The sequence below is a fragment of the Candidatus Obscuribacterales bacterium genome, from assembly GCA_036703605.1.
In the GTDB taxonomy this organism is placed as follows: Bacteria; Cyanobacteriota; Cyanobacteriia; order RECH01; family RECH01; genus RECH01.
Window position 1 is genome coordinate 1 of record DATNRH010000919.1, and the last position, 7,655, is coordinate 7,655.

The following is a 7,655-nucleotide window of genomic DNA, read 5'->3' on the forward strand; positions in this document are numbered from 1 at the left end:
GAACTCAACAAGGTAAAGATGCATAGCGTTGTAGATACAGCGTTGTATGCGTAGACCTCAACCCACCCCTAGACGTTTGCCCACTCCTGTAGCTGGAAATGTGGCTGGAGAGCGATCGCCTCCTACTGCGTCCAAGCCTTCATCTTGCCTGGATTCAAGAGACCGTAGGGATCCATCTGTCGCTTGAAGGCCAGTTGCACAGGGTCGGCGGTTTTCCGTCCCCCATCTTCCAAAATATAGGTATGAGGATTGGCGATAAAGGCTCCCTGCGCTTCATGATACTGAATAATCTCCTGCAGTCGCTCAGTGGTGGTGTAGCGCACCAATTGCAAAGCGGCGGGAATCACCATCCCGTTCACCCGAATAAATTCAAGATGCATCATCACCTCATCCCCAAAGTGATGGTACATATGCTCCACCATGGCTAGATTGGCATCCCAGGGAAAGAGGGTTTGCAGATAGGTGAGAGAGGAATCCACATTACGGGCATGGAGAGTGGTGTGATTCCAGGTATATTCCATCAACACCGCTCCCTTTCCTGCATCTTTTGCGCCTTTTTGGTAGGTCAGGGTGCCGCCAAACTCGGCAATCAAGGCGGTGAGAGGCTCTAGGCTAGATTCAGCAATCATCAGCAATGCGCCATGCTGCCCCTCCGGCAAGGCCTGGCGCAGAGCGGTGAAGTAACTGGGAATCGGCCAGGCGCAAATGGTGATCAGTTTTTTGATAATGCCGTCGGCATCTCCGAGGGCCTGGCCAAAACGGGCCGCTGTCATAAAGTCTGGAAAGGCGACTATACAATCCATCCAGGGGTAGGCAGGCCCCAAGGGAAGTTCCAGCTCGGTGATGATGCCGTTGGTGCCGTAGGCATGATTTACTTTCTGCACATCATCCCCCCGCAACTCCACAACACGGGGTGTATCCTCCATGGTCACCACGCGCAGAGCCTGAAGGTTGCCGCGATCGCGTAATTGTCCATAGGTAATCGACCCGATGCCGCCACTACCCCCGGCAATGAAGCCACCCACCGTTGCAGTGCGATAGGTGGAAGGAGCCATACGCAACTCCCACCCGGTCTCCCGCGCCTGCTTATCGAGCAGAGCCATCTTCATCCCCGGTTCCACACAGGCCATCCCTGGCTTAATCCAGCGCACCGCCTGCATTCGGGTCATGTCCAAAATCACGCCCCCTTCTAAAGGAACACATTGCCCATAGTTGCCTGTACCCGCTCCCCGCACCGTCAGCGGAATTTTGAACTGAACGCAGGCCTGCGCCACCCGCAGCACCTCGGCCTCATTGGCTGGTCTGACTACCAAATCTCCCACCTTGCCAGCCAGTAAGGGCTGCAATACAGGGCTAAAGGTGTAGTAATCCTGAGATAGCTTCAAGATTTGATGGGCATCTTGAATGATCTCAATGCCGGCGATCGCATTTAAAAAGTCATCGGAGCGGGTGAGCATCGCTGAGGTCATCGTTACTAAGGATCTCCCTGATATCGCTAATCAATCCAACCCATCGACCTTCAAGCGCTAAACAACCTGAATTCGACTACCTATCGATATACCGCACGTTGGATGCCCAAGTTGTGGGACACAGCACTATTGTAGGGGCATGACTCGGATAGATAGGGTCTAGTCGATGGGCCAATGTATGTTGAGAAACATATGTTGAGAGTTGTAACAAATGTACTTCAGCATTTCAAGAGAACGGTGACCATGGGTAGGCATCTACGTAAAACCCACGAGCTTGTTCACATAGTTTCAAGATTTGATACGAACCGCAAGATTTAAACCCGCGATCGCCTGTTAATCCAAAGGGTTCAGCGATTTAATCAGTTTTATAGCCTGAAAAATGGCGGTTGTGTTGATCACCTTTATTCAAGCAGGGCTGTAACAATCCCGGATAAGAGCTTCGGGTCTTGTTATAAGGCAGCTTGAGTTTAAAGAAAGTGTAATGCTAGGGGCAAGGATCTCCCATTTTCCCGGGGGATGGCATAGGATAAGAGGCGGCAAAAGCTGTGCATAGCAGCGATCGCATCTCTACAGGGGGGATTGGGTTCAGTAAAAATGCAGTTGTTGTGACAACCCTTAAGCGAATACCTTGAATGTGCGGCGTCAGAGCATCCTACTGGGTAAAGCACTCACGGTTCATACCGTTGATGCCATCCATCATCTTTTTTGTAAACAACTCGGAAAACGCGATTAACAAGTTTGTATCCCATAGGAACGAGTGACAACCCAGGATATATGTTGATCGTCCACACAACGTTGCATCTACACACATCCGAGTTCTGCCAGGTGTACCCTCGTTGGGACATCCTTCCCAGCACCGTAGCCTGCCAACCTGTGCATCTCTAACCAACGCCATCTTTTTAGTTTTCGATTCATTGAAGTTGCTATTCGGAAAACTAACGTAAACTCCTGAGCTCGTCATGGCTATTACAATCACCACTGAACTGAAAAGCGAAAGTTTGCAACTGTTGCGGCAGTATCAAGATACGCCTTCAGCCGATCTGCGCAATAAATTAGTTCAATTAAATCTTGGTTTAGTTCGCCGAGAAGCCCACCACTGGATTAATCAATGCACAGAGTCCTACGAAGACCTCATGCAAGTAGGCAGCATGGGCTTGATCCGGGCGATTGAGCGGTTTGATATGTCGAAAGGACACGCCTTTAGCTCCTTTGCTATCCCCTACATTCGAGGCGAAATCCAACACTATCTCCGCGACAAGGGCAGTCCCGTCCGGATTCCTCGACGCTGGCAAACAATCTATCGCCAAGCTGCCCATGTGACTCGCGAATTGCGGACGCAGCTTGACCGCCAGCCGACAGACGTCGAGATTTCCACCGTTCTAGACATTTCCCTAGCAGAATGGCAAGACATCAAACTTGCCTATCGCAATCGCTCCCCCCTTAGCCTAGATGCACCCATGTGCGAAGAGGACAGTGGCGCAACATCCTTGGGTGAGCTATTGCCTGACAACCAGTATCGGAGCTTCCAGCTAGCCCAGGAAGACCAAATTCGCCTCCAGCAAGCGCTGCTGCAGTTGGAAAACCGCACCCGTGAGGTGTTGGAGTTTGTCTTCCTGCAAGATCTAACCCAAAAAGAAACGGCGGAACGCTTAGGTATTAGTGCTGTGACGGTATCACGACGCGTGAAAAAAGGGTTGACCGTCCTGCGCACCATCATGAGCACACCGGTTGGCGATCCTTAAGATGCTTACCATAAGCAGGGATAGTTGAAGCCCTGCAGATATCACCGATTTTCGCGATCAATACGATCCTCCCTAGCCCTTGGTTTGTCCCAGAGCTAGGGAGATTTTTTATGCTATGTAAGGTCGCGATAGAAGAGAAAACGCAGGAGCAGCACAAGGGAAATGGCCGTATAGCTAGCCGCATTAGCCAGCAATACCGCATCTCGCTTGTCCGACTGCTGGAGAAATTGGGAGCGATCGCTGCCTTTGTAGCTGGTGGCGGCTGAGGTGAAGGTGCGGCGCGCTTGGGGGGGCGGCGGCTCATTAGTGGTGGGAGTCACTTCAACCCGTTCAAGCAATCGTTCAAGGAGATTGAGCCCCTGAAGTTTCACGAAGAAACTCAGCATAAAGGCAATAAAACCGCTAACGCCAATGAGTGGCAACCTGTTTGGCAAACGATCAAACAAGACATAGCCCACCAGAGCTCGCTCAAGGCCTTCATCTAGGATAGGTAGCACGAGGAAAAACACGAGCCAGCCCATGACCACCGACAGCAAATTCAGGGACGTGGCATATTCGATGCTGCGCTTGTAGGACAGCTTCAATTCCCAGTGCAGGACAGCAGCCTCAGTGGCGATCGCAATGAACAAAAACAGACTTTGTAACACCACTGCCCGCAGCGGCAATACCCAGACCATATAACGCCTCTCCTGATGCTTATTGCCCTAGGGGTGGTTTATGGATCAATGTTGCAACCTAGGATCAATGTTGCAACCTAGTCAGTAGGTGGACTCAAGTCACGGCGGCTAAGTGGCCGGGTTTCGGCTACGCTCAACCCTCTTCTCATCAAGGCTCAACCCTCTTCTCATCAAGGTTTGAGCCTTGAGCAACGTGGCAATCCATCTTGCCAACCCACCTCAATCGCCATCGATGCCTAGACTAGCCCATTATTCTAGCTAGTTTTCTGTCCCGTCTCTTCAGCTTGTTCAAGGCACAGCGGATGTTGGCCCGAAGGGGAATTGGATATTAACTCGGCATCAACGCTATATCTAGAAATAAGATTTGCGATCGCCTGCTTTTTCCCTCTATATCTAGTGTTAACATCAGGCAGATGCCGATTGCATTGATTTGGTATTCTATGGGTTGATTGAGCGCAGCAACTATGACGAATCTCAGAGCAGTTTCTCGAAATGGCATCGGTATTCGCACGGCCCAACATCGATCCGAGCGCATTGCCGGTCAAATCCATGTCTATGATGGGGCGGGGAAGGGCAAATCCCAGGCTGCTTTGGGGGTAGTGCTGCGATCAATTGGCCTGGGTATCCATGCCCTAGAGCCAACGCGGGTCTTGCTGCTGCGGTTTTTGAAAGGGCCGGGGCGCACCTACGATGAAGATGCCGCTATTGAAGCCCTGCAGCATGGCTTTCCCCACTTAATCGACCAAGTGCGCACGGGGCGGGCAGAATATTTTGGCCCCGATGAGATTACCCGATTTGACCAGCAGGAAGCCCAGCGGGGCTGGGATGTGGCTAAGGGGGCGATCGCCTCCGGTCTCTATTCGGTGGTGGTGCTGGATGAACTGAATCCGGTGCTCGATCTGGGGCTCTTACCGGTGGATGAAGTAGCGCGTACCCTCAAGCGCAAGCCGGACTTCATGGAAGTGATTGCCACGGGCCGGGGCGCACCCCAGCCGCTGTTGGATATTGCCGACCTGCATTCAGAAATGCGGGCCCACCACCATCCCAATGCCGTTGCCCACGGGATTGAAGGGATTGAAATCTACACCGGAGCTGGCAAGGGCAAGTCTACCAGCGCCTTGGGTAAAGCGTTGCAGGCCATTGGTAAGGGCATCAGCCAAGACAAATCCCATCGGGTGCTGATCCTGCAATGGCTGAAGGGCGGCACCGGCTACACCGAAGACTCGGCGATCGCTGCCCTGCGCCAGAGCTATCCCAGCTTGGTGGATCATCAGCGCTGCGGCCGAGATGCGATCGTATGGCGGGGACAGCAGCAGGAGTTGGATTATGTCGAAGCGGAACGGGGCTGGGAAATTGCCCGGGCAGCGATCGCTTCGGGGCTCTACAAAACCATTATTTTGGACGAACTCAACCCCACGGTGGATCTAGAGCTACTGCCCCAGCCGCCGATTGTGCAAGCCCTGCTGCGCAAGCCAAGGGATACAGAGATCATCATCACCGGGCGCTGCAAAAATCCCCCAGCCTATTTTGATATTGCCAGCACCCACTCGGAGGTGTTTTGCCATAAACACTATGCCGAGAAGGGCATTGACCTGAAGCGCGGGGTCGATTTTTAACGGATGGCTTAGGGGTCGCCTCAAGCTGGTCGAGGATACTCCTACCTCAGCCCAGCTTGGTGGGAGATCATCCTAGGCTCTGTTTTAAAACCTGCTAAATCCCTTGCGTACGAGAGAATCGGGGTTTGGATGAGTTTAAAAAACACGCCCTAGTACTCTGAGGCGGACGTAACCCGCCTAGTTGCTCAGGCGGGAAACCTTATGTGTCCTGAAATTCCTTTTCGTTTTTCTATTTTCGTTCTTCTATCTTGTGGCGCTAGGGAACCACCACCACCATAGTGCCGACGCCAACCTGGTCAAACAGGGCCATCACATCGGCATTGTGCATGCGCACACAGCCATTGGAAGCGGCTTGACCAATGGATGAAACCGTCGGCGTACCGTGGAGACCAATGACACCGTTGGGCATCTCGGCAAAGCCAATCCAGCGAACGCCTAGAGCACTATTGGGCCCGGGCGGGTGGACTTCTCCCGTCCAGGGGCTTTGCCAGGCCGGATCGACCACCATTTGAAACACTTCGTAGGTGCCGGTGGGGGTGGGGGTGTCGGGATGGCCGATGGCGACGGGGTAGCTGGCCACGATCTCATCCCCGTGATACAGGTAAACCCGCCGATCGCTGAGACGGATGAGGATCCGGGGCTGAATCTGCTCCTCGGGTAGGTAAAGATCCCAGGTTCCCAGCGCAGGCAGGTCAGGCTGGGAGAGGGTGACTTGATCGGGGCTAGCGTTCCCCAGCAAGGGTTCAACCGGTCGTCCCTCGGCGATCGCTGTCCCACCATTCAGTAGGAGGGCGATCGCCACAGCTCGACCGAGACCAACGAGGTACCTGAAAGGGTGCAACAGGGTCATGATGTTGGATACATGAATAAGAGTCTTTACGATGCCGATGCGTTGGCGATCGCCACCCAGCCCTGAATCACCTGGGCCACTGTCCAGGCTTGGGCGATCGCTCCTCGGGAATGCATGGGTGGATCCCCGTCGAAAATTTCGCCTAGGGAACCAATGCACTGGGCGCGGAGCTGGCTAGCCATGGGATCTAAATAGGCCAGAGCTTGTTGAGGATCGCCATACACCCTGAGGTGGGCTTGCACCAAGGGGCCGAGCAGCCAACCCCAGGCCGTACCTTGGTGATAGGCGGCATCCCGTTCGCGGGAACCTCCGCCGTAGTGACCGCAGTAGCGTTCATCGTCGGGGCTGAGGGAGCGCAGACCGTGGGAGGTGAGCAGCTTACGGCTACAGACATCCACCACAGCCTTTTGTTGCTCGGGGGTGAGCAAGGGAGCTAGACCTAGGGAGTCATGGGGGTAGGCGATCGCCAACAGTTGGTTAGGGCGCAGCGATGCGTCATGTTCCTCCATATCCAATGGATCGAGCACATCATAGCAATAGCCATACTCTGGGTTCCAAAAACGCTGGAATCCTTTTCCAGTCTGCTGGGCCAGGGCCCGATAGTCCTCAGTAGATTTACCGAGGGCGATCGCCAACTGGGCCATGGTACCGAGGGCGTTATACCAGAGAGCATTGATTTCCACCGGCTTGCCCGCCCGAGGTGTGACCACCCATTTGCCAATCTTGGCATCCATCCAGGTCAACTGACTGCCGGGCTGTCCTGCGTAGAGCAGACCGTCGTCGGGATCCACCTGAATTTGGAAGCGAGTCCCCTTCTGGTGCCAGTCGATCACCGATTGCAGCAAGGGAAAGAGGTCGCGCACCAGCTCCAGATCCCCCGTTTCGGCATAGTAGGCGCGAATGGCTTCGAAGTACCACAGCACAGCATCAACGGTGTTGTAGCCAGGTTTTTTGCCCAGATCGGGAAAGACGTTGGGCAACATGCCTTGGTCGAGGTAGCTGGCGTAGGTGCGCAAAATCGTGGCGGTAATGTCCGATCGCCCGGTGTAGAGGGTCAGACCGGTGAGGCTGATCATGGTATCGCGCCCCCAGTCGTTAAACCAGGGATAGCCAGCGATGATGCTGCGGCCATTGGGTTCCTCAGGGAGCGATCGCTTCACAATAAACTGATCAGCGGCTAGAACCAAGGGCTGCATCCAGTCTGGAGCCGTTTGGCTATGGGGAGTTGACGCCCAGCATTCCTGTAGGTGCTGTTCGTGGGCTCGCTGGCGAGCGATCGCCTCTTGACCATCGAGGCTGGT

Annotated in this window: 6 protein-coding genes; 2 read left to right on the top strand and 4 right to left on the bottom strand. The window is 54.1% G+C overall.

The annotated features are described in order from the left end of the window. Positions 1-122: 122 nt before the first annotated feature. A complete protein-coding gene (locus tag V6D20_18795; protein HEY9817828.1) occupies positions 123-1,469 on the bottom strand; it encodes an FAD-binding oxidoreductase in 1,347 nt (448 codons plus the stop codon). A 959-nt stretch (positions 1,470-2,428) separates the two neighbouring features. Between V6D20_18795 and V6D20_18800 the strand changes: the two genes are divergently transcribed. Next, the gene (locus V6D20_18800; GenBank protein ID HEY9817829.1) at positions 2,429-3,211 is read left to right on the top strand and encodes an RNA polymerase sigma factor SigF; all 783 of its coding nucleotides are present in this window, start codon (positions 2,429-2,431) and stop codon (positions 3,209-3,211) included. A 113-nt stretch (positions 3,212-3,324) separates the two neighbouring features. On the opposite strand, the gene fraC is transcribed toward V6D20_18800, so the two are convergent. Then, the gene (gene fraC / locus V6D20_18805) at positions 3,325-3,888 is read right to left on the bottom strand and encodes a filament integrity protein FraC (GenBank protein ID HEY9817830.1); all 564 of its coding nucleotides are present in this window, start codon (positions 3,886-3,888) and stop codon (positions 3,325-3,327) included. Between the two features lie 464 nt (positions 3,889-4,352). On the opposite strand from fraC, the gene V6D20_18810 reads away from it, so the two are divergent. Then, positions 4,353-5,504, top strand: a complete 1,152-nt coding sequence (locus tag V6D20_18810) for a cob(I)yrinic acid a,c-diamide adenosyltransferase (GenBank protein HEY9817831.1) — start codon at positions 4,353-4,355, stop codon at positions 5,502-5,504. Positions 5,505-5,760: 256 nt separating this feature from the next. Here V6D20_18810 and V6D20_18815 read toward each other — a convergent pair whose 3' ends face one another. Together V6D20_18815 and V6D20_18820 are read right to left on the bottom strand one after the other, a co-directional pair. Then, positions 5,761-6,354 (bottom strand): L,D-transpeptidase, encoded by a 594-nt coding sequence (locus tag V6D20_18815; protein HEY9817832.1) that lies wholly within the window; start codon positions 6,352-6,354, stop codon positions 5,761-5,763. 26 nt (positions 6,355-6,380) lie between these two features. After that, the coding region (locus V6D20_18820) for an amylo-alpha-1,6-glucosidase (protein ID HEY9817833.1) at positions 6,381-7,655 on the bottom strand (1,275 nt) is incomplete at its 5' end.

What these genes read in the sequence shown, in the direction of transcription:
- V6D20_18795 (HEY9817828.1), bottom strand. Translation starts at nt 1,469, where the DNA reads ATGACCTCAGCGATGCTCACCCGCTCCGATGACTTTTTAAATGCGATC.
- V6D20_18800 (HEY9817829.1), top strand. Translation starts at nt 2,429, where the DNA reads ATGGCTATTACAATCACCACTGAACTGAAAAGCGAAAGTTTGCAACTG.
- fraC (HEY9817830.1), bottom strand. Translation starts at nt 3,888, where the DNA reads ATGGTCTGGGTATTGCCGCTGCGGGCAGTGGTGTTACAAAGTCTGTTT.
- V6D20_18810 (HEY9817831.1), top strand. Translation starts at nt 4,353, where the DNA reads ATGACGAATCTCAGAGCAGTTTCTCGAAATGGCATCGGTATTCGCACG.
- V6D20_18815 (HEY9817832.1), bottom strand. Translation starts at nt 6,354, where the DNA reads ATGACCCTGTTGCACCCTTTCAGGTACCTCGTTGGTCTCGGTCGAGCT.